Annotated in this window: 1 protein-coding gene; it reads right to left on the bottom strand. The window is 66.1% G+C overall.

Annotation, left to right across the window (positions count from 1 at the left end):
• A partial coding sequence (locus ABD002_RS12115; protein ID WP_486304384.1) for an RHS repeat domain-containing protein occupies nt 1–1,810 on the bottom strand: 1,810 nt, incomplete at both ends.

Raw genomic sequence — 1,810 nt, 5'->3', positions numbered from 1 at the left:
GGCTCGTAGTCGCGTACCCCGTTGTGAACCAGTCCGGTTTCGCTATCGAAGTATTGGCCGGGGAAGCGCAGGTTCAGGGTCAACGACCCCGTCGGCGCGTTGGTCCCAAACGTACTCGCCAGCGGATCCCAGCGCCACACCGTGGCATTGGTCGCGTCAAACACCAGCCGCGGCGTACCCAGCTGATCGGTCTCGATCGCATACAGCGTGCCATTGCGCACCAGCGCGATCGGCGTCGTGTCGAGGTAGATCGTCTCGCCGGCGACGCTGGTGCTGTAGTTGCCGGGCACTTCGCTTAAGAGTTGGCCGCTCTCGTTGTAGTTGTAGGCCACCGTGCCGGTCTGCCAGCCCACGGGGGCGCCGGGTACCGAATAGCAGCTTGGCGGATTGCACGGCGCGTACTGCATGCCCTGTTTCGACACCCGCTCACCGCGGCCGTTGTAGCCGTACAGCGCAGACGTGTTGGTCAGGTCGATCTGGCCGTTGACCAGGTTCCAGCCGCTCAGCCGGTTGCGGTCGTCGTAGCTCAGGCCGCTGCTGGTGGTGTTGCCGTTGGGATCGTAGGTGCGGGCCACGCCGCCGACACTGGCGAGGTGATGGGTGCCTGGTGTGTAGGTGTACGGGATCGCCGTCTGCCCGTTCAGGCTGGCACGGGTCCGGTCACCGGTGCGGTCGTAGGCATAGCCTTCGAGCGGCGCCGGCGGCGTCGCCCCGGTCTGGGCCGTGGTCAGCCGATACAGCGGGTCGTAGCCGTATTGGCGATCCGGCACCGGCGGGGCCAGGCTTGCGCTGGCCTTGGTCAGGTTGCCCATCACGTCCACGCCGAACCCGAGGGTCAGGCCGCCGGGCGCGGAGCTGGCGATCGAGGTGATCGCATAGTTCGCGTCGTAGCTCTTGGTCAGCGTGCGGTTGTTGCCGTAGGTCAGCGTGTTTAGCGGACCGAACGGGTAGTAGCTGGCATTGGCGATCAGTGTCACCTTGCCGGCACTGGCATTGGCCTGCCACTGCACGAGGTTCACTCGACCCGATGCATCGCGGCCGTAGGTCACGACCGCCCCGCTCGGGTAGGTCAGCGAGGCCAGCCGGTCGCCGCGGGTGTAGGTGTATTGCGTGGTCAGGGTCAGCAGCGTGCTCTGCGTCGGGTTGGGCGGCTGTGGGGGCGGAAGCGCGATGCCGGCCTTGAGACGCATCGCCGACGCGGTCAATCCACCGCAGCCCGGCGTCCCGGTCGTGCAACTGGCCGTCATCACGGTCTGCTGCGCCTTGTTGATCACGTTGCCGCGCCGGTCGTAGCAGTACGTCGTATAGCCGGTGCTGTCGGTCATCTGGGTCAGCCGGCCGATCGGGTACGAGGTCGCACAGCCGGTCGTGCTGTTCGGCTGGTCGTAGGCGTAGCTGACGTTAAGACTCGCGGTCGGATAGCTGATCGCGGTTAGCCGGTTCAGCGCGTCGTAGGTGGTGGTGCTGGTCGTATTGCGATTGTCAGTCTGGCGGGTGCGGTTGCCGGCCGCGTCGTAGGCATAGCCCGTGTGCCCGGTGTCCGGACTCGACAGGTCGGTCAGGTTATTCAGGCCGTCGTAGGTGTAGTTGGTGGGCAGGGTGTCCGGGTCGGTGACCGTGCGCAGGTTGTCGCGGGTGTCGTAGGCGTACTGCGTGGTCGTGTTCTGCGTGGCCGGATCGGTGCCGTTGACGTTCTGGATCGTCGCCTTCAGTCGGTTCAGGCCGTCGTAGGCTTGTTGGGTCGAGGTGCCGAGACCGTCCGTGGACAGGGTCGGGTTGCCGTTGCCGTCGTAGCCGCCGCTGGCGGGAT

It is taken from the genome of Dokdonella soli (assembly GCF_039523175.1).
In the GTDB taxonomy this organism is placed as follows: domain Bacteria; phylum Pseudomonadota; class Gammaproteobacteria; order Xanthomonadales; family Rhodanobacteraceae; genus Dokdonella_A; species Dokdonella_A soli.
The sequence above is the reverse complement of the archived record's forward strand: the minus strand, read 5'-3'. Positions and strand labels throughout refer to the sequence as shown.